Origin of the sequence: Microcoleus sp. T2B6, from assembly GCF_036700475.1 — a bacterium.
GTDB lineage: Bacteria > Cyanobacteriota > Cyanobacteriia > Cyanobacteriales > Microcoleaceae > Microcoleus.
Genome location: NZ_JAUBOZ010000038.1, coordinates 13,626 through 35,666 on the forward strand (window position 1 = coordinate 13,626; position 22,041 = coordinate 35,666).

Annotated in this window: 20 protein-coding genes and 1 pseudogene; 7 read left to right on the forward strand and 14 right to left on the reverse strand. The window is 44.4% G+C overall.

The features are described from left to right. The first annotated feature begins 129 nt into the window (after window positions 1-129). Window positions 130-2,445: a cation:proton antiporter domain-containing protein gene (locus QUA00_RS17790; protein WP_333410490.1), complete on the forward strand. Its 2,316-nt coding sequence runs from the start codon at window positions 130-132 to the stop codon at window positions 2,443-2,445. Between the two features lie 259 nt (window positions 2,446-2,704). Here QUA00_RS17790 and QUA00_RS17795 read toward each other — a convergent pair whose 3' ends face one another. Further along, entirely contained in the window at window positions 2,705-2,917 is a 213-nt protein-coding gene (locus QUA00_RS17795) for an Hfq-related RNA-binding protein (RefSeq protein WP_333309614.1), read from the reverse strand. 475 nt (window positions 2,918-3,392) lie between these two features. Here QUA00_RS17795 and dapF point away from each other — a divergent pair, with 475 nt between their 5' ends. Both dapF and QUA00_RS17805 read left to right on the forward strand, forming a co-directional pair. Continuing rightward, on the forward strand, window positions 3,393-4,235 hold the full coding sequence (dapF, locus tag QUA00_RS17800; protein ID WP_333410492.1) for a diaminopimelate epimerase: 843 nt from the start codon (window positions 3,393-3,395) through the stop codon (window positions 4,233-4,235). Between the two features lie 365 nt (window positions 4,236-4,600). Further along, the gene (locus QUA00_RS17805) at window positions 4,601-5,743 is read left to right on the forward strand and encodes a hypothetical protein (RefSeq protein ID WP_333410494.1); all 1,143 of its coding nucleotides are present in this window, start codon (window positions 4,601-4,603) and stop codon (window positions 5,741-5,743) included. 356 nt (window positions 5,744-6,099) lie between these two features. On the opposite strand, the gene QUA00_RS17810 is transcribed toward QUA00_RS17805, so the two are convergent. The 10 genes from QUA00_RS17810 to QUA00_RS17855 form a co-directional block, all read right to left on the reverse strand. Beyond that, window positions 6,100-7,245: a hypothetical protein gene (locus tag QUA00_RS17810; RefSeq protein WP_333410495.1), complete on the reverse strand. Its 1,146-nt coding sequence runs from the start codon at window positions 7,243-7,245 to the stop codon at window positions 6,100-6,102. Window positions 7,246-7,428: 183 nt separating this feature from the next. Next, window positions 7,429-8,301: a hypothetical protein gene (locus QUA00_RS17815; protein ID WP_333410497.1), complete on the reverse strand. Its 873-nt coding sequence runs from the start codon at window positions 8,299-8,301 to the stop codon at window positions 7,429-7,431. Window positions 8,302-8,374: 73 nt separating this feature from the next. Continuing rightward, window positions 8,375-10,882: a dynamin family protein gene (locus QUA00_RS17820; protein ID WP_333410499.1), complete on the reverse strand. Its 2,508-nt coding sequence runs from the start codon at window positions 10,880-10,882 to the stop codon at window positions 8,375-8,377. Window positions 10,883-11,280: 398 nt separating this feature from the next. Further along, window positions 11,281-12,465 (reverse strand): aspartate aminotransferase, encoded by a 1,185-nt coding sequence (locus QUA00_RS17825; RefSeq protein WP_190739684.1) that lies wholly within the window; start codon window positions 12,463-12,465, stop codon window positions 11,281-11,283. A 99-nt stretch (window positions 12,466-12,564) separates the two neighbouring features. Then, on the reverse strand, window positions 12,565-13,710 hold the full coding sequence (locus QUA00_RS17830) for an iron-containing alcohol dehydrogenase family protein (RefSeq protein WP_333410501.1): 1,146 nt from the start codon (window positions 13,708-13,710) through the stop codon (window positions 12,565-12,567). Window positions 13,711-13,896: 186 nt separating this feature from the next. Then, window positions 13,897-14,226 carry a type II toxin-antitoxin system PemK/MazF family toxin gene (locus tag QUA00_RS17835; protein ID WP_333410502.1) on the reverse strand — a complete coding sequence of 110 codons (330 nt, stop codon included), beginning with the start codon at window positions 14,224-14,226 and terminating at the stop codon, window positions 13,897-13,899. Beyond that, complete coding sequence (locus QUA00_RS17840; protein ID WP_333104201.1) at window positions 14,213-14,596, reverse strand: hypothetical protein; 384 nt, start codon at window positions 14,594-14,596, stop codon at window positions 14,213-14,215. Before QUA00_RS17840 ends, QUA00_RS17835 begins: the two co-directional genes overlap by 14 nt. A gap of 134 nt (window positions 14,597-14,730) precedes the next feature. Beyond that, a complete protein-coding gene (locus tag QUA00_RS17845) occupies window positions 14,731-15,015 on the reverse strand; it encodes a peptidase (protein WP_333410504.1) in 285 nt (94 codons plus the stop codon). 219 nt (window positions 15,016-15,234) lie between these two features. Further along, on the reverse strand, window positions 15,235-15,666 hold the full coding sequence (locus QUA00_RS17850) for a hypothetical protein (RefSeq protein ID WP_333410505.1): 432 nt from the start codon (window positions 15,664-15,666) through the stop codon (window positions 15,235-15,237). A gap of 834 nt (window positions 15,667-16,500) precedes the next feature. Continuing rightward, window positions 16,501-17,355, reverse strand: a complete 855-nt coding sequence (locus QUA00_RS17855; RefSeq protein WP_333410507.1) for a hypothetical protein — start codon at window positions 17,353-17,355, stop codon at window positions 16,501-16,503. Window positions 17,356-17,578: 223 nt separating this feature from the next. Between QUA00_RS17855 and QUA00_RS17860 the strand changes: the two genes are divergently transcribed. Next, window positions 17,579-17,821, forward strand: coding sequence for a hypothetical protein (locus tag QUA00_RS17860; protein WP_333410509.1), 243 nt, complete (start codon window positions 17,579-17,581; stop codon window positions 17,819-17,821). On the opposite strand, the pseudogene QUA00_RS17865 reads toward QUA00_RS17860, so the two are convergent. Then, window positions 17,720-18,240, reverse strand: a pseudogene (locus QUA00_RS17865) (M48 family metallopeptidase). The gene QUA00_RS17860 and the pseudogene QUA00_RS17865 overlap by 102 nt on opposite strands. Window positions 18,241-18,260: 20 nt before the next feature. Beyond that, on the reverse strand, window positions 18,261-18,734 hold the full coding sequence (locus tag QUA00_RS17870) for a helicase-related protein (protein ID WP_333410514.1): 474 nt from the start codon (window positions 18,732-18,734) through the stop codon (window positions 18,261-18,263). Between QUA00_RS17870 and QUA00_RS17875 the strand changes: the two genes are divergently transcribed. The 3 genes from QUA00_RS17875 (at window position 18,702) to QUA00_RS17885 (ending at window position 20,126) form a co-directional block, all read left to right on the forward strand. Next, complete coding sequence (locus tag QUA00_RS17875; protein ID WP_333410516.1) at window positions 18,702-19,079, forward strand: GIY-YIG nuclease family protein; 378 nt, start codon at window positions 18,702-18,704, stop codon at window positions 19,077-19,079. The genes QUA00_RS17870 and QUA00_RS17875 overlap by 33 nt on opposite strands. Before the next feature lie 5 nt (window positions 19,080-19,084). Further along, the gene (locus QUA00_RS17880) at window positions 19,085-19,291 is read left to right on the forward strand and encodes a hypothetical protein (RefSeq protein WP_006631417.1); all 207 of its coding nucleotides are present in this window, start codon (window positions 19,085-19,087) and stop codon (window positions 19,289-19,291) included. 190 nt (window positions 19,292-19,481) lie between these two features. Further along, window positions 19,482-20,126, forward strand: a complete 645-nt coding sequence (locus QUA00_RS17885; protein WP_333104207.1) for a peptidase M15 — start codon at window positions 19,482-19,484, stop codon at window positions 20,124-20,126. Here the strand turns inward: QUA00_RS17885 and QUA00_RS17890 are convergent, their stop codons facing one another. After that, window positions 20,127-21,812 (reverse strand): DNA repair helicase XPB, encoded by a 1,686-nt coding sequence (locus QUA00_RS17890; protein ID WP_333410518.1) that lies wholly within the window; start codon window positions 21,810-21,812, stop codon window positions 20,127-20,129. Between the last annotated feature and the right edge of the window lie 229 nt (window positions 21,813-22,041).

Sequence of the window (22,041 nt, forward strand, 5' to 3'; positions counted from 1 at the left end):
CTCTGTGCCATGAGAAAATACCTGGGTCAAGGGTGGTCGTTGTCCTTGCTCCCCAACTACAGTCAACCCACTAAACATAGTCAACACATTAGACACTATAATATAACTTTATACTTTTTTCATAAACTTGTGCAAGAAGACTTCCGACTGATCGTTGACTTAGTTCTAGTTCTCGCTGCTGCCGCAGCAGGAGGACTCTTTGCATCGCTCTTGCGACAGCCGGTAATTCTCGGCTACCTCCTGGGAGGGATCGTAGTTGGGCCGGCCGGTTTGGGGCTGATTAAAGAATTAATTCAGGTAGACACCCTGGCTGAATTCGGGGTTGCCTTTCTGTTATTTGCCTTGGGAGTGGAATTTTCTTTCGCCGAACTCCAGAAAGTAAAAGCCATTAGTTTGGGCGGGGGGGGCTTGCAAATTGTGCTGACGATCGCCATTACTACTGCAATTTCCTTGGCTGTAGGCTGGGTAGAATCGCCTGCTCAAGGCGTGTTTTTAGGATCGATTCTGTCGCTTTCCTCGACTGCAGTCGTCCTGAAATGCTTGATGGAACGCAATGAATCCGGTACTTCCCACGGTCAAGTCATGCTGGGAATATTAGTAGTTCAAGATTTGGCTTTGGGGCTAATGCTAGCAGTTTTGCCGGCACTCAATCAGCCAGTAGAAGAGATCGGCATGACGGTAGCGTGGGCCCTGCTGCGGATCGGGTTATTTGCTGTCGGTGCTGTAGTCGCCGGCATTTGGATGGTACCGCAATTGCTGCGATACCTCGCGCAAACAGAAAGCCGGGAACTGTTTTTGCTGGGAGTTGTGGTTTTGGCTTTAGGGATTGCGCTACTGACAGAATATTTGGGTTTTTCGATCGAGATGGGCGCATTTGTAGCGGGTTTAATGATTTCGGAGGTGGAATATGCCGACCAAACTCTAACTTATGTCGAGCCTTTGCGAGATATTTTTGCATCCTTATTTTTTGTCACCATCGGAATGTTAATCGACCCGATGTTTCTGTGGAACCATCTAGAAGTAATTCTGGGACTGGTATTTATAGTATTTGTCGGCAAATTCTTGATTATAACGCCGATCGTCCGACTATTTGGCTATCCGCTAAAAACAGCATTAATCGCAGGTTTGGGCTTAGCTCAAATAGGAGAATTCTCCTTTGTACTCGCTAGTGCCGGCCAAGCTATGGGGCTGGTTTCGCGCAACGTTTACCTGTTAATTTTAGGCACGACAGCAGTCACCCTCGTGCTGACTCCGTTTGTGTTGAGAAGCGTGCCACAGTTATTGAAATGGGCGGAAAATTTCGGGCCTTTGCAGCGCTATTTTGACGAAACATCTCAACCTGTGGCAATAGCTGAAACTTTGCCGGAACAAAATTATGTTGTGGTTTGCGGCTACGGGCGAGTCGGCCGAATTTTAGTCAAAATGCTGCAAAGCCGCAACTGTTCAGTTGTGGTGATCGACGAGTCAGAAAGTAGTATTCAAGACTGCAGAGTGCAAGGAATTCCTTACATTTACGGGAATGCTGCCAGCTTGCACGTATTGGAAGCCGCGCGGGTGGAACGGGCAAAAGCAATGGCGATCGCCCTTCCCGATCCTATGAGCACTCGCTTGTGTCTGAAGCGGGCTTTAGAATTAGTCCCGGATTTGGATATTGTGGTGCAGGCCAACCAAGATAAAGACATCGAACTACTTTACCAACTGGGGGCCTGGGAAGTTGTGCAGCCGGAGTTTGAGGCCAGTTTAGAACTGTCTTCCCACTTGCTGGCTGGCATGGGGCTCTCCGCAATGGCGATCGCGCGGGATGTGCAGCAAATTCGCAGCAGCCGCTATCTGGAATTGCGGCCACCGCGCGAACCTTTGGCTGTTTCGCGGGATTTGAAAGTGGCGGTTCGAGATATGAACAGCGAGTGGTACAGCTTGCCGTCAGGTTCTCCCATCGCCAGCATGACTCTGGAAGAAACTAACTTGCGGCAGTTGACAGGGGTCAGCGTAATGGCGATCGTCCGCGAAGATGGCGAGGAAATTGATTATCCTAACGGGAAGACAGCTTTGCAGTCGGGCGATCGACTTTTTGTAGTCGGAGAACCGGAAGAACTCATCAGTTTTGAGTTGCTGGCGAAAGGGGAAGTTGCAGTGCCGCAAGGCGACAGTTCTTGCCAGTGGCTGAGGCTACCAGCAAAGAGCCCTTGGGCGGGCAAAAAACTGTCAGAGGTAGATTTGCTGACCCAGTACGGGGTGCAGGTGCGGGCGATCCGCCGGGAAGGGAAATTTACTCGCTGGCCCGACGGAACTACGAATTTGCAAGAAGGCGATCGTTTGCTGCTGTGCGGCGGCTTCTACGAGCTCGGCTTGATGCAGCGGACGGCCTCACCGCCTGTGCCGCAACCTGCTTTAAAGCTGCCTTTTGTAACAGCCCAAGTCAGCGAAAAGCTGTTTAGCGATTAGGGAAGTTCGGCAACGGATTCTGTAACGGATGTAACGGATGTAACGGATGTAACGGAGGTCAGGAAGACCGAAGTTGGAAGAGGTTCGAGGGAAGAGGGAAGATTTTTCCACTCTCCCCCTCTTCCACTCTCCCCCTCTCCCACTCTCCCCCTCTCCCACTCTCCCCCTCTCCCACTCTCCCCCTCTTCCACTCTCCCCCTCTCCCACTCTCCCCCTCTCCACTCTCCCCCTCTCCCACTCTCCCACTCTCCCCCTCTCCTTAGCCGTTGGGTTTGAGATAAGCAATTGCTGGCCGCGAGATCAGAATTTGTGTTTCTGAGGGATCGAGGACGCAAATGCAGCTATTATCCTGCCAAAAAATTCTGCCCGCTACTAAGTCGCCGGTCAGGAGTTTGATCTCCACCTGTTTTTTGTCTTTGATGTAGCTTTGTATTAAGCGAACGCTGGGCAATCCGGTTTCAAATTCAGACATAGTTCAGAAAAATATAGTCAAATATTACCTTAAACCATATTCTTGTGTTTATAGCGTTTAACCCATACTGCCGCAACTACAAGCGCGTCTACCCGATGAGGGAGAAACCCCCTTGCCGGCTAGTTTTAGACCGATATTCATTGAGCCATTAACATCAGCATTAATTATACCAATTCTCCAAACTCTTGCAACAATTATGAGTTTTTGGTTTGTTTACGCTCACGCTTCAGGTAAGGTGCGTCGCTTGGAGATTGTCGCTCTTTTTTAGGATTGGCAGGTGGCGACGCACCCTACAGCTACTGTTGCATGAGTTTTGAGAATTAGTATTAGATATCGATGGGGAGTTATAAATATTATATTTGTTTATATTTCACTAGAAAGGACTATAAATTGCATAAAGTTTTATAATACTGGGAAATGGGTAATTTTGTCAGCAAATTATCTAATCAGTTTTAACCAAAAGAGGTTTGTTTTTATGCCGATCGAGTTTGCGAAGTATCACGGACTGGGAAATGATTTTATTCTGATTGACAACCGCCACTCGTCAGAACCCGCGATCACGCCAGAACAAGCTGTGGATTTGTGCGATCGACATTTCGGGATTGGCGCAGACGGTGTGATATTTGCTCTTCCGGGTCAAAACGATACTGACTATACGATGCGGATTTTTAACTCCGACGGTTCGGAACCGGAAATGTGCGGCAACGGGATTCGCTGTTTGGCTAAGTTTATCGCGGATTTGGACGGGTCAGAGGCCAAAACTCAGTACCGCATCCACACTCTGGCTGGTGTGATTAGCCCGGAATTGCGATCGGACGGTCAGGTTAAGGTGGATATGGGGGTTCCCAGGCTGCTGGCTGCGGAAATTCCGACAAGTTTGGCTGCATCGGATGCCAAAGTTATAGATGTGCCGATCGAAGTTGCTGATAAATCTTGGTCTGTTACCTGTGTCAGCATGGGTAATCCTCACTGCATTACTTTTGTAGAGGATGTTGCGGCGATTGCTTTAGAAACTGTCGGGCCTCAATTCGAGCACAACAAAGCCTTCCCGCAGCGTACCAATACGGAATTTATTCAAGTGGTACGTTCAGACTACGTAAAAATGCGGGTGTGGGAAAGAGGCGCGGGTGTTACTCTAGCTTGTGGGACTGGTGCTTGTGCTGCTGTGGTAGCTGGGGTGTTGGTAGGGAAGTGCGATCGGGCAACTGCGGTTGAACTCCCCGGCGGCGTTTTGGAAATCGAATGGGCAGAAGTTTCTGGGCGAATTTACATGACCGGGCCGGCACAGCGAGTATTTACTGGTTGTATTAGTCATTAGTCATTAGTCATTAGTCATTAGTTATTAGTCATCAGTCATTAGTCAGAAGGAATTTTTTGTTTAATTAACAACCAATAAAAATTATTGAATTCAAAATTTTTATTGCATTCTGACCAATGCCTTCCGCCTTCACAAATCATATCATGTCCGGTTGAGCGACCGCGATTTTTGTAGGGGCCCGTGAGCCAACAATACCTGCCAATAATTGACAATCTCAAAAACCCGCCCCGACGGGGATATTATGGTTAATTGATCGGACATGATATTATTGGCTGCGGACTGAAGACTGAAGACTAATAACTCAGCCTGAAATCTAAAATCTAAAATCTAAAATCTAAAATCTAAAATTAAGTAGGTGGGCTGGCATGGCTGGAGGTATTTATCTGATTCAGGACGACGACAGGCTGGTAGAAATGATGGAACAGCCCTACGACTCGGAAGACCAGTTACAAGAGTTGCTAGTAACTTATCCTAATTTGATCGCGGGAGACCAAATCGATCGGGCGACGGCGCGGAGGTGGCTGTTAATTTCGCGGGAAGCTGCACCCAGCGATGAGGAAACAGCGGTGCAGTGGTCGCTGGATCATTTGTTTCTCGACCAAAATGCAGTTCCTACTTTGGTGGATGTCAGGCGAACTCCTAATGCCGAACTGCGGCAAAAAGTTTTGGGCCAGTCGATCGACTATGCTGCTAATGCGTTGGTTTACTGGCCCGTCGATTCAATTATTGCTTTGTTTGAAGCTAATTGTCGCGATCGGGGTCGCGATCCTGAACAGATTTTTGAAGAGTTTCTCGGTACAGATGCTAATGAAGAGAGATTTTGGCAGAAGGTTAAAACTAATTTGCAAGCCGGTAAAGTTCGCTTAGTGTTTGTAGCTGACGAAATTTCCGCTGAAATGCGCCGAGTTGTGGAATTTCTCAACGAACAAATGGACCCGGTTGAAGTTGTGGCCCTGGAAATTAAACAATATGTAAGTCAAGACGGTTTGAAAACGCTGGTTCCCAGAGTGATCGGTCAGACAGCCGAAGCACAGCAGAAAAAATCTAGCGCAACACGCGAAAGAAGGCGCTGGGATGAATCTTCATTTTTTGCGGAAATCAAAGCTAGACGGGGCGCGGACGAGGCGCAAATGGCAAAAGCAATTTACCTTTGGGCGAAAAGTCAAGAACCCGAAGTTCAAATCCACTGGGGCACGGGGGATGCCTACGGCGGTTTCGCCGCTCAATTGCCTCAAAAGGGAAGAAAACCCTATCAGTTATTCACTGTAGATATTGCTGGCAGAATGGAGATTTCTGCTAACAATTACGGTTCCCAGCCGCCGTTTAATGCGGAACAAAATTGGCTGGAATTGAGAAGTAAGCTGAGTTCGATCGGTCTGTCGTTACCTATAGAACCGGGCGAGAGAAGGTCGCCGAGTCTGGCTTTATTTACTTTGCAAGATGAATCTGCACTGAAGCAAGTTATGGAAACTTTTGATTGGGTGATTGAGCAAATTCAAACGTTATAGTTACACTCAGAGATGATAGAAACGGAGGACACGGCAGTGCCGTTTCCCTACCCCCATTAATTGTAGGGAAACGGCACTGCCCATTAGTGTGAACTTAACGTAAAACCGATAGTCCGGCAAGGGTTGAAACGCCTGCCTCAAAGCTAAAGTCCTCTCAAAGAGGACTAATGAGTTTTTCAGTCCTCTTTGAGAGGACTTTCGCTATTAGACAGGGAATTCATTCCCTGGCGGAGTGCTGGGTGGGCGGGATGACTGGCGCACAAAAAGCTTAAGTTGACACTTATGAGCCCTGCCCTGTCCTGATTGTGGGTAATATTAATTCCGAGGCTACCGGATTTGATATGACACACCCTACCCTATGTGCTGGGTAGTATGTATATGCCCGGTTCAGTGTCTGCCCCAGGCAGAATTTCACGGCTGCTTTTAACACCTCTACTTTCGCACAGATTTGCAAACGATTCTAAACCTTCTAATCTGGCTGAAAGTTCACTCAACCCATCCAAATATTCAGCTACAGCAATTTGGCGATGTGTCCATGTTTGATCAAATTTAGCAGAACTATAGGACATTTCAAACTCTACATCAACATAATTTTTTTTGCCTCTGATTTGGTCAGGAGATAAAGTGCGATCACTTGGTGATATTTCCGTAATTCGTTCTACTCGTTCTGAGGTAATATGGTTCTTAAACCGAGAATTAGTAAAGCGATAAGCAGTAGATAGATAAGTGTTTTCATCATTGATTAGTGCCTTAGCCCATCTTTGGGCGAGTTGTTTAAATTGGGGGATTTGTAACGCCAGTAATTCTTTAGCTTCTTGATGTTTCCCTATTTCTAAGAGAAGATTGGCTTCTGTTGCTAAGGCTACAGCCCAACCTTGAATAGAAACATCAGCATTAAGCATAATTTCAGCATCTAATTCTGGGGTAGCTTGCATTGCTTGATTACTGAGAAATAATCCCACACGGGAAGCTGTTTTAATGGCCGATCTCGGTGATTCATCAGGAAAAAGAGAGCGATCGTAAAGTTCAGCTTTTAAAGCTGCAATTTCTTTAATTAGCATGGCTTGATGAAGATGGGAAATAGCTTTAGCAAGGCTTTTTTGCTTTTGGCGGCTGTCTTCTACCAATAAATACAGATATGCCAATTGTCCCGATATAATATCTAAGCCCTCGTCAACACTATTTAAGCGATTATCAATATGATTAAAACCTGCTATCAAGTTATTTTCAATCCGATTTAAGCCAGCTTCAACTCGGTTAAATCCTTCTTCCATTGACTGTTGAATGTGGCATAAATTTTCTTGTATTTGGTGCAGTTTATAGCCCATGTAGGCAAAGCCAGCAATACTAACACCAAGGTTTAAAACACTTGCGGCGGCAGTAATTTGAGTTAACCCCATCACTGAGGATAGGGTTTTTTCAATACCCATTAATTTATGATAGCTAAGCCCATGACCAATAACATCAACTCCTCCCAAGATGGGGGAAAAGGGAACAGTCATCAGTTTGCTAGTCAGTCCGGGAGTTTCGGCTAAATGGCGGAAAATTTGACCACCATTTGCAGTACCCGCAGCCCATCTAATAACGCTTCCGTGGCGTTGCATTGAGCCATCGAGTAAACCCTTGATAATTTCGGGATTGTTAACTAACAGAGTGGTATCAATCAGCATTTTACTTTCTCCTGGTTAACGATTGTAAACTTCAATGTTTCCGTAGGCTTCCATTTGCAATCTAGGGGAGATTGTAAGATTAACTGATAAATCAGCTAATTTACGGAAAGCATCATATCTATCCAGTTGATCCACATTTGAATTGAATCCTTCATCAGCTTGCTTTAGCTCTATATAGACTAGATAAATATCATATTCTGATTCTTCTCCTTTGGGGACTTCATACTCCTTGATATTACGTTCTATTTTAGAGTATTCAGTTTCCGAGCCTAGCCATAAATATTTCGTGATTTCATAAAGAGATTCCCCATCCTTAACATCATCAATTCGTCCTTTTGCTTGGAGTGATTTAATAAAATCCGCCTGTGAATGAGACACTACTAAAATTAAAAACTGATTAGTAATTCTGGGAATTGAAGGAGTTGGACTTGAAGGCGTTTGAACTGTAGAAACAGTAGGGGGCAGAGGATTAGGATTATATGGTCTGGGTTCTTCTCCACGAGTTGTTTGTTGTTTTTGTTGATTGAGTATATATATCCAGTAACCAATTGCGGTAATAGCGAAAGCAATAAGTATAATAAATTCCATGTTTTCCCTCCTAATGTTCATTCGATTAAAAAGCGCGTTTATATATTGATAGAATCGATCTCGATTTGGTATAAGCCAATTTTCCTTTTCTATTGTGCCTTCTTGATAAATATAATTTGTTAAGTCTTTTATTTCAGGCTGACAATAACCTCTCAGAATAGAGTCAGCAATATCTTTATTTATCTCAAGCTCTTCGCACCAAATTCTAGTAGAGTGATACAAATATAACTCAACTGGATTACGACCTCTTAATTCATGTCTTATTCGTTCTCTTACTTCGTTTAACTTTTGAGAAAACATAATTGTTAATCCTTAAAAAATAGATTGTTTAAAGAGGGAGCACGATGCTCCCTCAAATTATACAACAGCCGACTTAAGATTGACGACAATCTTCTTCTAAATTTTGACAAACTGCTGTTGCATGATCTTTTTGAAATTCAAAATCAAGCCAGAACTGTTTTTGCTGCTCAAAGTTTTCCTCAATGATAGTTAATTGTTGTTGCAAAGCACGTTCAGCTAGATTGGTAATCTCATCAACGGATTCTTCAAAGATACTGCTAACATCATCTAACCGTTTGAGAATCCACTTAAGCAAAATATCCCACAAACTTCCTTTTGCTTTTTCAATTCCACTTAACCATTGTTTTGCCATTAAGTCTGGAGAAGGAAGGGAAAGTTCCACATACTCGATATCTTCGTAAATATTCCGAGTTACCGCTTCTTGGTAATTACGGGTTACAGGTCGTGTTTTTGTTCTCGTTTTTGTGCTAGAGAAACAAGAACCATCTTGATAAGATTCTGTATAGTCTTGATATTCTGTTTTTGTGCGAGTTTCATACTCTGTTTTTTTGCCAACTACTTCTCTTTTTGTGGAGCGATTTTGTTTGATAGGAGCGGAAAGTTCAAAAAACTTATCAGGTAAAGTTGGCGAGTTTTGAGCTAACTTTTTGCGTAAATTACTGATTGCTGCTTGTTCAACATTAATCGAACAAAAAGTTTTGTCTGACAAACAAACTTTTAATCTCTTAACTTGCTCATTAACTAATGATTCTAATGCTTGTTCAAATTGCTGGCCTTTTCCTTGCAAGAAAAACTCCGCTCTTGCGGATATAGCTTCTCTCATCCTGTGATATAGCAGGCGAACATAGCGCTCATCATGTTCAAGTTCTTTTTTCCCTTTATCATCATCAGCCCGTACACGCTTAACTAAGTTTTCTGACTCAGAAGAAAATGTACTGAGTCTACGACTAACATTATCATAGGCTTGAGAAATATCTTCAGCCAATGAAGGGAATATAACTTCCCGCAGTTTATCTCTTAGCTCAAAAGCTCCTTGATTATTTTTAAAAGCATCACGAACTGGAACAATTAGAACCTTGGTTAAGTCTCCTTCTACCTCAGCGACAGCATTACTAATCAGAGAAAAACCATAAAATTCTTTTTTTTCAGCAGCTTTTTTACTCTTAATATCATCGTTAGGATCGTTGCTTTTCCAGAGATTTATTATTTCCTCAATTTTGCCCTTAAATTGTTTGCCAATTTTCTTACTATTTTTATGCAAATCTTGACCAATTTTAGCTATTTTATATTTTTCTTGTTCAACCTGCTCTTGATTGTAAATTTTTCTGCTTTGAATCAGAATATCGAGAGCTTTTGCCAAAGCATCGTAATTATCGAATACTTCCAACAATGCAGGAAGTATTACCAGTTCAGCAAATGATTCTTGAACCCGCACACGGAAACGATCCCAAAGTTCTCTACCTCCACTCCATTCTAAAGAATAGTCGATAATTTTTAGCATGGTTTCATCATCAACATTGTGACCTGACATGATTTGCATTCTGAGGTTAAAAAACCATTGTGCTAACTCCATATTATTTCCACTACACTGAAGAATTGTACCAAAACAGTCTTCAAAAAGTGCTTTTATGAATTTTGTTCTTGTCGCTCGATCAACTGTTGACGGTTCGTTAAAAGCTCCTGAACCCCAAGCACACTGAGCATAATATAAAAGACGAGCATTAAAAGGCAGAACATCAGGAAGTTCTGGAAGCGATAAGACATCTTTAATTTCTTCTCTTAACTTATCAATCCGCTCTGATAGGGGTAAATCCTCGGTTCCTCGGTTATCGACCCGATTTAAGATAAAAATCATCGAATCTGTGCGACCTTGTAGATATTCGACAACTTTCTTTAATTCTTCTAATAAGCGTTTTCTGTGCTCATCATCTACCTGCATATAGTCCAAAGCCACTAAACTAAAAGCTTTATTAACTTGCTTTTGGATAGTGGCTAAGTTAGCCCGGTCTTGAACAGATTTCAATCCCGGTAAATCAATCAATTCAACTCCGATTCCGTTGGGTAAACCCAGTAAAGAAGCATCACAAGCAGGTAAAAGAGGAACATGAGCGGTTATTTGTGGCGCAACATACTCACGCTTTTTCCGCGCCGCGTGATAGGAGTGCATCACAGTGCGAATCCGCTGGTATACATCCTCATCACTTAAGCCTGCCCATTCACCAGCCTCCCAAGCAGCATCTTCCGTTTCGGCAATCATTAATCTCTGTTCTTGAGAATGTTTGATGGTTAATACACCCCCACTCATTTCTCCGGCTTCAATAGGCGCAATTTTTCGACCAATCAGCGCGTTAACAATCGTTGACTTTCCAGAGGAAGTTGTGCCCAGAGTAGCAATCCGAAAACTAGGATTTTCTAGGCGTTGGACGGCTTCTTGATAAACAGTTAAAAAATCCTGTAGGCAAGATTGAATCCCCGGATCAGCAAAAACATCCGGGGACGAGTTGACTAAGCTAGAGACTGAGTGGCCTAATTCTTGTAAAAGGTTGCGCGTGTTGTTTAACTTAGATTCAATTAGGGGCATAGCAAAAATGCTTTCTTAATGATCTTTGTTAAGTATAACTAAGGAGACACGGCATCGCACCTCGTACATCCACGGATGTTTTAAACCTTGCCACAAAATAAAGAGTCACTCTTAAATCAACTTGTAGGGTGCATCGGAGATTGATTATTTCGATTTCAACAGGTTTTTCTTTCTGCTTCGGGGCACCCTACGCACTAATATCTCCCGCATCTTGCGTTATATTTTTCGGGCGGGCGGGACACCCCACAATAATTTCATCAAACTTGACTGTACAATTTATATGCGCCTGAGCTTGTTAATCTCATTATTATGTTTAGGGGATAATGGGTGTCACCTTCAACATAATAATGAGTTGATGCAGAGTGAGCGACCGATCGCCAATAACCAATAACCAATGACTATTGATAGCGAATGTTTGCTTGTTTCAAACGCCGCAATGCTTCTCCCAGTCGATCGCAATCTGCAATTAAACTAATTCTCACATAGCCTTCGCCACCCGGCCCAAAAGCATTGCCAGGAGTCACCACAACACCAGTTTGCTGCAAAACATTGAGGGCAAAATCAGTCGAACTCATGCCCGGAGTGCAGGGAACCCAAAGATACATTGCAGCCAGAGGTTTAGGAATATTCCACCCTAATTCTGCCAATCCTTCAACCATAAAATCCCGGCGAGTCCTGTAACGATTCTGCACTTCGTGCAAGTAACTATCCGGCAATTGCAGTGCTGTTTCTGCTGCTGTTTGCAAAGCGGAAAATATACCGTAATCTAGGTTAGTTTTTAATGTCCGCAAACCTTGAATAATTTTGCTATTTCCTACTACAAAACCGACGCGCCAGCCGGCCATATTGTAGGTTTTGGACATAGTATGAAATTCGACGCCGATTTCTTTACCGCCGGGAATTTCTAATAAACTTGTCGGTTGATAGCCGTCAAAGGCTAATTCCGCATAACACAAGTCGTGAACCAGCAAGATTTGATGTTTGTGTGCGAAAGCCACAATATCTTTGTAAAATTCGCGGGGTGCAGTTGCTCCAGTCGGATTGCTGGGATAATTGAAATAGAGGATTTTGGCTTGTTCGGCTACACTGTCGGGAATGTCGGCTAAGTCAATTACCCAGTCATTTTCGGGTTTGAGGATGATGTTGTGAACTTTGGCACCGGCGATGATTGGGCCGCGAAATAATACGGGATAAGCAGGACTTGGTACTAATATTAAGTCCCCTGGATTGATGTAGGCGATCGCAAAATGTGCTAAACCTTCTTTAGAACCCAACAAAGGCAATGCTTCGCTTTCTGGATCGAGTTCAACGTTGTAGCGACGGCTGTACCATTTAGTAATAGTACGGCGGAAACTGGCAGTTCCTTCAAAGGGTGGATAGCCGTGATTGGCAGAATTTTGGATGGCTGCGACAGCCGCTTCTACTACTGGTTGAGGAGTGGCACCGTCGGGGTTTCCCATTCCTAAGTCTATTAAATCGAGTCCTTGTTCGCGGGCGCGGGCTTTGAGTTCGTCGAGACGGGCAAATACGTAGGGCGGTAGTTTTTGCAACCTGTCAGCAGGGGTAATCCAATCCAAGGTCATTTATTTTTTGTCAGTTGTCAGTTTTCCTGGTTTGTAGTAAGGACTTTCGTCCTTGCTAGCACAGCCTTTTCAGGACTTTAGTCCTTACTACAAACTGTTTTAATTCTTAATCTTTAATTCTCCCACAGGTGCGGTGGTAGAAACCATCGCTGCCATTAATTGTTGGGGAACAACTTTAAAAGGCAGTCGGTGGATGTCGGAATTAGGATTGCAGGCTATGTCGGCGGCGCGCTGCAATTCTGTGAGGGTAATGTCTCCGAGTCCCAGGTTGTCTAAAGTTTGGGGTAATCCAATCTCGGCGTAGAATTTTAGCAGTTGCTGTCTGGCGCTAGCGGCGAGTTGATTGTTTTGCAGCATTTCTTCTAGTCGCAGTTGTACTAAAATGCCGTAGGCGACTTTTTCGCCGTGCAATGTGCCGTGACTTGCTAATAGATGAGTTAAGCCGTTGTGGACGGCGTGGGCGGCGACGGTGCGACATTGGGCGCCGCCAATTCCGCCGATTACTCCTGCTAGCAATACGGCGGCATCTGTGACTTCTTGCCAGGTTTCGCTACCGGGTTCTTTGAGGGCGGCGGCTGATTTTTGGAATAAAATATCGCGTAGTATTCTAGCTTGTTGGACGGCGGAAATAATCAGGGTTTGTTCGGAGTGTCCGCTGCTGACTGATGCTTCGTACCATTTGGCGATCGCATCTCCAATTCCTGCTACTAATGTCCGCTGCGGTGCGGTTTGAATTAAGCCGTAGTCGAGTATTAATAAGTCGGGACATCTGGCTAATGTGACATCGTATTGGAATGCACCTTGTTCTGAATAAATGTTAGAAAGGGCTGTCCAAGCGGCACAGGTGGCTGCTGATGTGGGTATTGTGACGATCGGGATTTTGCATTGATGGGCGACGAGTTTTGCTGCGTCTAAGGCTTTGCCGCCGCCGACACCGATGATGAAGTCGGCTTGATGGGTTTGGGCTGCTTCGCGGAGGGTTTCGAGGCTGGTTTCGCTGCAATCCTTGCCGTATCCTGTTTCGGCGGATTTTAACTGCTGCTGTTCGAGGATTGGTTGCAGGTAGGGTTGGGCGGCGGCGAGGGAGTTGCTGCCGCCGACGATTAGCGGCCGCTTTCCGAAACGGGCGATCGCATCTCCGGCTTGTGCGATCGCCGATCGACCTCGCAATACACAGGCGGGAGCAATTGTCAAGGAATAAATTGCAGTTGGGGTGGCGGTTTTAGTGCTTTGGGTTTGAGTCATCGAACCACTGGATAAGTGATGAGAAGGTTGACGCTTTGCAGGATTGCTGGATTTTCTAGGATAACTCTAACCCATGTTGGGCGATCGGGTAAGTTTTGTAAAGTTTTTATTAAGTATTGTGCGGGGTTGGGGGATGGGAGGGCCCAGTTGAGGGGAGTTGGGGAGTTGAGGGCGATCGAACTATCATTAGAATTGAGGCTTAACGTACAAATCCCAGACTCGTTTCACTTCTGCTGCATCCGGTTGAGAAATTTGCCCGATTTTCGCTAGCAACAAAGACTTTTCCAGACAATCTAATCTAGACAAGCGTACTGTTGAAGCAACGCGCAAACCGCTGGCAGACCAATCATTAAGAAATACATCAGTTTGGCTGCGGGGTTTGGCAGAAGTGACGGCGGCTGCTACCACATCCTCGCCATCCAACCACAGCAAAAGTATGGGGCGTTTTTTAGAGTCGATCCCGTTTGTAAAAGGAATATTTGCCACCCAAAAATCACCTGGTTCAATAGTCGTCATAAAGTCCTTCGTCTTCGGGTGCGTAACCTTTCAAAAAAGCATCATGGCTGCGAGTAATAGCTGGGTCAATTAAATAGTCTTCGCCGTCTAGTAGCGAGCGCTTGAGAGGCGATGTTTCTGTTGGCGAAGTGCTAGATTCTGAACTTACGCTCAACGGCTTTGTCTGTAGTAATTTGAGTAGCCAGCGCCTGATAGGCAGTGTTTCTGTTGGCGAAGTGCTAGATTTTGAACTTATGCTAAACTGCTTTGTCGGTTGTGCTTTGTACAAGAGGAATTGCACAAAATCGAGCACTTCTTCTTGTTTTTCTCTCGGCAGAAGTCGCAGTTTTTCTGACACGCTTTTTTCGATATTATTAATAGTTGGTTTCATGGGTTTTTTACCCTTCAGCTTTGTTATATTTCTGCGTTACCTACATATTTTATCACGCCTCTCAAAGGTGAGAGCGTTTCTGATTTTAGCCAGTCCAACAATATAACCGACCCAAGTTCCTCACCTCTGTGGTTTTAATCGTTGGAGGTGGGCTGCTTTTTCCGGCCAAACACACCCGACATACTTAAACCAGTCACGAGCAAGCCGAGCATTCCCAATCCGTTCAAGATCGGGTAAATGGCTTGCAGGTGAAAGATTTCACCTGTATGAATTTTCAATAAAAATCTCGATGAAATTTCTATACCCAGTGGCCACTCTCGGAGAATGGTTATGACCATTCCAGTCAAGACAGTCAGCGCGATCGGCAAAGCAACAATAAGGCCTAGAATGCGGTGGTATTTGCGAAATGCTCTCTTCATAGTGGTTGAAAGTTTGGGAATACTGAGGTTATATAAGGAGGGAGTGTTGAGTGCTTGTTTCTGAGTAACTGCGATCGCATAACTCTCACAGGACTTACGCAGTCCGACGCAGAGAGACCGGCTATTTTAACTTTTATTCAAGGTTGGAACGAATTACCGGAGTTAAAAAACTCGGTTTCTGCGTCGGAGACTTTAGAATCAAGCACTCACCACTGAAATTTAGGACTTAGGAATGCTACTGATAGTCTTTTCCAGCGACTGCAATTGAGTCAGCACTTGGTCTTTACTTGGCTGAGACTTTTTGAGGTCGGCCATTACTTTGTCTGTAGTCTCTTCAACTGCATCGTAGCTTTTACGATCTTTAGCTTTGATACCGTCTTCAACTTTCTTCCAGGCATCCTCGAATTTGTCAAATTCGGTTTTGGCTTTGGCAAAGTTTCCAGCCTCAACTGCTGCTTTGGTACTGGAAACCACACCACTCAATTCTGCATAGTTTCCCTGGGATGCTGGTTTCTCAGTTTTTACAGCAGTAGCAGCAGGAACCGGGGTGGGTGAAGTTGGGGGGGTGGAAGCTTCTTTAGCGCTGTCGCAACCAGCCAAAGCTAGAAGGCTGATGGCGCTAAGGACAAGGATTTGATTAAAACGAGCCATGAACAATCCTCACATAGATTCATACTAAAATCTATTGTGTCACAAAGAAATCAGATCGGTGGGAATAAATCAACACCCTGCGGGATAGTAAATTTTGATGCGGGAAGTCGGCTGATAGTTTGGTAAGTTTGGTAGGTTTGGGTTGAGGGAGGAAACGCCACTAGATGATGGTTTGCCACTGTTGACCTGAATCAAGTGCAAGCCAACCTACTGACTAGCCTCTTGTGTGTTTTATGTTCAGAAAGCTAATTCGGGCGATCGACATTCCTGATTTTATGGGCGATAATAAACACAGATAATTAAGCCTATTACTAATTCTTGCACAACCGTTTCAGAAACTTTGCCGATACATCTGACAAATCGCTCAGTAGTTACACTCCGAACTTGCAAAACATAGCCTGCTGAGTCGGCGTCTAAACAGTTTTATTCAGTTCGCTGAATCAGAATCATGAAAGGGCGATTTTGAAATTTAGGTTGCCATGTAGCGACAGGAATTATAATCCGTATGGGGATAAAACTAAACATTTCCGAACTACTCACAACCGCAGGACGTGTTTTCTAAATTTCTTGTTCTCGGGTTGGATCAAGTTGTACCAGCCAAACCTGTCTTCGTTTTGGGTTAGTAGTCATATTGTCAGAGGTCTATGATGCAACGCCGACTAAACATCTTTTTGGGAGCATCCCAAATGTGCAAAAACATTCCTACCACTCTCTGAAAGACTCATTCTGCCGTTAATTTTTGGGGCAAGTTGCAAAATTGGGATGCTCCCTCCTAACAACAACTTAAATTCGTTCCGTTGCAGCAGCGTTGTTAGACGGTGGGATGCTATGAAATTAAATTATTGAAGTTGAAGAATGTAAAGGTTTTGCTATATATCGAGTACGCTCATAAATCTTTTGATATTTTTTAAATATTTCTTTATCCGAAACAACTTCAATCTGCTTGAGTTTACGATTCTCGTCAAGGCGGAATATAGCTAAACGCATATCATCAATAAGTATGAACCCGAAATTAAGAGGTTTTTCACAAATCGGAGGAAGTGATTCATGCAGTTGCTTAGCCTCAACATATGAAACATTTATTCCATACCTGCGATGATATTCAATGACCTCACTTAATTTTTGCAATTCACTCAATTCATCAATTACAAATATCCGATTTACATCAGCATGGTCAGTATCAATTTTGCTTTTGAGTGGAGACAGCAATCTTCTAGCATATTCTTGTGTCCATTCTTCTGGATTAATATAGCTAAAAGCATAGAACTTATTATCTAAGTCATACATTAATTTTTTCCAAATACTGTATAGCTGCTCAGGAGGAAATATCAGTGAGCCATAATGCACTATATTAATTAATTTGCAAGCGGATTCAATTTCATTTGAAAGACGATCAACTTTTTCATTCAATCTCAATATTTCTTCAGTTAATCTAAGTTGACGAATATCTTTTTTACTGTTTATAACAAGCCATATAACAGTTATTGAAGCCGTCAAAGAGATAAAGAATACTGCAAATGTAAGTAATTGAACGCTTGGACTGCTTGAAGTTATTCCAACTAAAACCGATCCTGTTGCAAAAATTAAAAGGATTCCAAATATAAACAAGTATTCGGGTTGAACTTTTAACCCTTGAATTATTTCTAGATGTACACTATTTTTTTCTGAATTATTAGTATCTGTAGGCATCTATTTAAATTTGCTCCTAGAAAATGATATTTTCAGTTGAATCATAACTTTTCAATTATGCTAGCGTCCAGTATTTACTTCGATTCAAACTTGTCTCACCCTCCAGTAATGTGTCATATCAAATTCGGTTAATAGGCAGCACTATGAAAATGCGATAATCCAAGATGGGCGTTAGCTGGAGCATTTCTATTGTGTGTGCCATCAAACGGATTTGATATCACAGGTGAATAAAGGTATAGCGAGAGTTTTCAAGTTTCTACAGCCCAATAATTATGAAAGCGATCGCAGCCACTTCTTACCCATCCCTAAAGGTCATAGCTTGCCCCATTCTGGGCTAACCACTGCTTACGATCGCACCAATCACTCACAATTTGCTCGACCCTATCGAGAACGCATGATTATGGTTCGGTTCAATCAAATGCACCCACTCGTGAGCCACCACATACTCTATCATGGTTCGCGGTAGCATCGCCACTCGCCACTGAAAATATAAATCTCCCTTGTGCCCGCAGGAACCCCAGCGATAGCCTAAATCTCGCACTTGCACCGAACGGGAGAAGCTTCGAGGCGATCGACAACAACAGCAATTTGTGTATCTAAAATCGAGGAAAGGCGATCGCAATACCATCTAATAAACGCTTCTCTCCCCTGCGTCTGAGCTTCCCGCTGCAATTCAAAGCGACTTTGATAGAATCTCAAGGGTGGCTTTCCCTTGACTCCATCCACCAGTTTGAGGCGATACCTGCGTCCCAGATAGTAAAATCCTTCGCCTGATACATATTCTTTAGCAGCAGTGGGAGGATTGAGGGGTTCTTTCTCGATCAGCTTGCTGTAAATCCATAAACGCTTATCGTTGACAACTTTTTCTAATATTTCTATTGGCACTTCTGGGGGAGTTGCCAAAATTAATTTACCATCTCGTTCGATGGTGATGCCGATCGTGCGCCGTCTTTTTGTCTTTTATCTTTTTGAACCTCTATGCGATAGTTGTAGCCCTGTTCAGTTAGAAACAGTTGGCGGTGTCGGGCAAAATCTTCCTCGCAAGTTTGTAGCGATACTAATGTATAAAAGCTGGCATTGTGTCCGTCGGCTTTGGGACGGAGAATTCGTCCGAGGCGCTGCGCTTCTTCTTGGCGAGAACCATACTTTCCCGATACTTGAATCAACACATCGGCATCGGGTAAATCGACGGCAAAATTGCCCACGCGAGATAGAATTAATCCGGGAATCTCTTTGTGACGGAATGCTTCGTATAACCGATCGCGCAGGAAACCATCCCTAGTTGATGATGGTTGTAACAGAATTTGTGGGATTATGATTTCTGTGCAATCAGCCTTCTTGCCTTCATGCCAACGAATGATTCTGACATACAAATCCAAGCGCGAAGAATTCTAGACGCGATTGCTTTCATTCCTTTTGAGCAATGTCAACCCTTGACCCGTGGGTTTGAGAGCATTCCTGCGCGTCCTGGCATTTATGCAATCAGGCACAGAACTGATGGATTGCTCTACATCGGTAAAACCAAGAGCTTACGAGGTCGCTTCAGTGGTGGGCACAAAGCTTTTTTGTGGGCATGGCTCGATAAATATAGCGATGAAGACATACGGATTGCAGTACAGACAATTTCTCACTGGCAGAACCCTGCGTTACTATTGGAGCTAGAAGCCATCATTCTAAGAGCTACTGAACCCCCTTACAACGTCCAAATTCCAACTGAGATGTAAATGCCATGCAAGCCAAACTTCAAGAGCAACTTTCCCTCGCTGATGCCGAAGTTATTTTAGGACGTTTTCCTGAACGAATTCGTGCTGCCCTAATTGCTCGTGCTGCTGAAATTGAATACCCAATCGAAGCAGTCATTGAGATGGCGATCGCTAGTTTCCTTGACACGGAGGCATTAGGTTTTGCAGATTGCAAACCAGGACGCGGACAATAACAGCGTCAAGTGGCGATCGCCGCGGTCTAACAACCCGGTTGGAGCGGACTACCGAAAGATATTGGTGGTGATGCAAAAGTTATTTCTAGCCACTCAACCGGAACGTTGCTTTTGGCTGAAACAATGCTTCTAAATTATCGGCCAGTGTTTAACATTAAGCTATTCACCTCTAATTGCTGGAGTTCATTCTATGAGAAAGCCACAAACTGTTAAAGCTTTGGAAGAGCTAGGACGGGTTCAACTGTCTAAGAGTTTTTTCATGCGTGAGTTTCTTTATTCAGAAATCTCTCAAATTGAAGGTATCCCTAACATTCCTAGCGATCCTGACTTGGCGATCGCAGCAGGAAAGAATTTGTGTGAGAGGGTGCTTGAACCAATTCAAGATGCGCTTGGTCGGATTAGTATCCGCTCAGCCTATCGTTCTTCTGCAGTGAACGCCAAAGGAGCAGAGAATAAAAATCAGTACAACTGTGCCAGTAATGAGTCCAACTATGCAGAACATATCTGGGATGTAAAAGATTCAGATGGGTATATGGGAGCAACAGTATGTATTGTTGTTACATCATTCATTCCTTACTACGATCGCACTCAAGATTGGACAGCATTGGCATGGTGGATACATGACCACATTGATGCTTATGCAGAAATGACCTTTTTCCCAAAGTATGCAGCGTTCAACATTAGCTGGCGCGAGAATCCTAATGTTTCAAAAGTAATTTATAGCTACGTCGAAAACCCGCACACTGGTAAGAAGAGCGGGTATCTGACAAAGAAGGGGATGGATAATTTCTTAGGTTTGCATGAGCAGTTTTACCAAGAATTTATCGATCGCTAACTAACCATTGCCTTGAACTTCTATGCGATAGTTGTAGCCCTGTTCGGTGAGGAATAGTTGGCGGTGTCGGGCAAAATCTTCCTCGCAAGTTTGTAGCGATACTAATGTATAAAAGCTGGCATTGTGTCCGTCGGCTTTGGGACGGAGAATTCGTCCGAGGCGCTGCGCTTCTTCTTGGCGAGAACCATACTTTCCCGATACTTGAATCAACACATCGGCATCGGGTAAATCGACGGCAAAATTGCCCACGCGAGATAGAATTAATCCGGGAATCTCTTTGTGACGGAATGCTTCGTATAACCGATCGCGCTCTGCCTGTTTTGTCTTCCCCGTAATCAGAGGCAATTCGGTAATTTTGGCGATCGCATCCAACTGTTCGAGATACTCACCAATAATTAAAATACGGTGTCCCGCTTCTTTTTGCAACAAACCTTGCACCACATCCAACTTACCCGGATTTTCCGCAGCAATCCGAAACTGGCTGCGGCGGGGCGCTAGGGCATATTCCATTTTTTCCGCCTCATTTTGGGCGACGCGGATTTCCGTACAATTGGCAGTGGCAATAAATCCCTGTCCTTCCAATTCGCGCCAAGGTACGTCATAGCGCTTGGGCCCAATCAATGTGAATACATCGCCTTCTTTCCCGTCTTCGCGAATCAATGTCGCAGTTAAACCTAACCTGCGTCGTGCTTGTAATTCAGCGGTGATCCGAAATATCGGTGCAGGTAATAGATGCACTTCATCATAAATAATTAGTCCCCACGATTGGGCGTTAAACAACTCGAAATGCGGGAATTCATCATCTTTATTCGATCGATAACTTAGCATTTGGTAAGTCGATAGGGTGACAGCAGCCGTCTGTTTGGTGACACTGCTGTACTCAGCGATCGCATCCTCAGTTAAACTCGTTTTGTCTAATATTTCCCTGCGCCACTGGTGCACAGAAGTCAAACTGCTGGTGAGGATGAGTGTCTTTTGCTTTACCAAACTCATCGCTAACATCCCGACTATGGTTTTACCAGCCCCGCACGGTAGGACGATCGTCCCACTTCCACCTTTTACCTGCCCCTCCTGATAGAATGCCTCTGCTGCTTCTTGTTGATAAGCACGCAAGTTAAAGGGCAAGTCCCCTAAAGTACGATCGCGCAAAGAAATCCCTAATTCGGCACCCTCAACATATCCAGCCAAATCTTCTGCCGGATAGCCCACCGCTAGTAAAGCTTGCTTGAGTACGCCGCGATTCCCGGCATCGACTTGAAAGCAAAGATCCGAGATGCGCTTGCCCAACATTGGTTTAACGCGATCGTCCCGTACCAGCAATTCCGCTAGGGGCAAATCGGCAATTCGCAGTTGTAAATCGGGGCTAGCCGCATCGATTCTTTCAATTACAGTTAATCCATACCGCGCCCCCAACAGTTCAATTTCCTGCGCTACGGACTCAGGAATGGGATATTTGGCATACTTTCGCAAAGCGGAGATCGCCTCTTCCACTGGCATTCCCGCCGCCCGCGCATTCCACACGCTGAGGGGCGTGATGCGATAGGTGTGGATGTGTTCGGGACTTTTGATTAATTCGGCAAAGGGGGCGATCGCTTCTCGCGCCTGTTGTGCTGTGGGGGCGTGAACTTCTAGTAAGATCGATCGATCGCTTTGCACGATCAAAGCATTTTCGGGAACATAAGTCATAGGAAGAAGGAATGCACGACACGGATTAACACGGATACACGGATTAATTATTATGCTTGTCTCAAATGCGATCGGGAACAAGGAAACTATTTTAGATACTTGTAGGGGTGAAGCAGTCGGGCGATTGTCCCTGCAATAAATTTCAGGATTTGTATCGGGCTGCTGCACTCTGGCGCGAGTGCGATCGATACCACCTTACATCTTGAACCATTCTCAAGAACAGGCAAGA

Excerpts from the sequence above, each read along its gene's own strand:
- QUA00_RS17815 (WP_333410497.1), bottom strand. The coding sequence starts at position 8,301 with ATGTTTTCTCAAAAGTTAAACGAAGTAAGAGAACGAATAAGACATGAA.
- QUA00_RS17795 (WP_333309614.1), bottom strand. The coding sequence starts at position 2,917 with ATGTCTGAATTTGAAACCGGATTGCCCAGCGTTCGCTTAATACAAAGC.
- QUA00_RS17885 (WP_333104207.1), top strand. The coding sequence starts at position 19,482 with ATGAGAAAGCCACAAACTGTTAAAGCTTTGGAAGAGCTAGGACGGGTT.
- QUA00_RS17850 (WP_333410505.1), bottom strand. The coding sequence starts at position 15,666 with ATGGCTCGTTTTAATCAAATCCTTGTCCTTAGCGCCATCAGCCTTCTA.
- QUA00_RS17875 (WP_333410516.1), top strand. The coding sequence starts at position 18,702 with ATGCCAACGAATGATTCTGACATACAAATCCAAGCGCGAAGAATTCTA.
- QUA00_RS17845 (WP_333410504.1), bottom strand. The coding sequence starts at position 15,015 with ATGAAGAGAGCATTTCGCAAATACCACCGCATTCTAGGCCTTATTGTT.
- QUA00_RS17805 (WP_333410494.1), top strand. The coding sequence starts at position 4,601 with ATGGCTGGAGGTATTTATCTGATTCAGGACGACGACAGGCTGGTAGAA.
- QUA00_RS17840 (WP_333104201.1), bottom strand. The coding sequence starts at position 14,596 with ATGAAACCAACTATTAATAATATCGAAAAAAGCGTGTCAGAAAAACTG.
- QUA00_RS17830 (WP_333410501.1), bottom strand. The coding sequence starts at position 13,710 with ATGACTCAAACCCAAAGCACTAAAACCGCCACCCCAACTGCAATTTAT.
- QUA00_RS17880 (WP_006631417.1), top strand. The coding sequence starts at position 19,085 with ATGCAAGCCAAACTTCAAGAGCAACTTTCCCTCGCTGATGCCGAAGTT.
- QUA00_RS17855 (WP_333410507.1), bottom strand. The coding sequence starts at position 17,355 with ATGCCTACAGATACTAATAATTCAGAAAAAAATAGTGTACATCTAGAA.
- QUA00_RS17835 (WP_333410502.1), bottom strand. The coding sequence starts at position 14,226 with ATGACGACTATTGAACCAGGTGATTTTTGGGTGGCAAATATTCCTTTT.
- QUA00_RS17810 (WP_333410495.1), bottom strand. The coding sequence starts at position 7,245 with ATGACTGTTCCCTTTTCCCCCATCTTGGGAGGAGTTGATGTTATTGGT.
- QUA00_RS17820 (WP_333410499.1), bottom strand. The coding sequence starts at position 10,882 with ATGCCCCTAATTGAATCTAAGTTAAACAACACGCGCAACCTTTTACAA.
- QUA00_RS17890 (WP_333410518.1), bottom strand. The coding sequence starts at position 21,812 with ATGACTTATGTTCCCGAAAATGCTTTGATCGTGCAAAGCGATCGATCG.
- dapF (WP_333410492.1), top strand. The coding sequence starts at position 3,393 with ATGCCGATCGAGTTTGCGAAGTATCACGGACTGGGAAATGATTTTATT.
- QUA00_RS17825 (WP_190739684.1), bottom strand. The coding sequence starts at position 12,465 with ATGACCTTGGATTGGATTACCCCTGCTGACAGGTTGCAAAAACTACCG.